Consider the following 399-nt stretch of genomic DNA (forward strand, 5'->3'; position numbering starts at 1 on the left):
AGCTCAGCCCTGTTCCCAGATAAGCATTCAACATCGAAGGTACAAAGTGTAATCGTGTCACCGCTTGCGCTTGCATTAACTCATAAAGATATTGTGGGTCTTTATGCCCTTCTGGCTTCGCCACCACCAAAGCCGCCCCATAGCACAACGGCCAGAAAAACTCCCACACCGACACATCAAAACTATAAGGTGTCTTTTGCAGCACTCGGTCGTGTGCTTGCAGTACATACGCATGTTGCATCCAATCCAGTCGGTTCACTAAGGCTTGGTGTGCCACCATGACCCCTTTGGGTTGCCCCGTTGAACCTGAGGTATAAATCACATAGGCCAACTGCGATGGGCTGCTGTGCTCATCTCGTCCTAAGTTATCTTCACCATATTCCCCCACCGCACTTTGCA

General features: G+C 50.1%; 1 protein-coding gene. It reads right to left on the bottom strand.

The genetic code is table 11. The annotated features are described in order from the left end of the window. Positions 1–399: AMP-binding protein (locus ACW689_RS21460; RefSeq protein ID WP_476294451.1), on the bottom strand; the 399-nt coding region annotated here is incomplete at both ends.

The organism is Pseudoalteromonas sp. ABE4_541 (genome assembly GCF_056312285.1).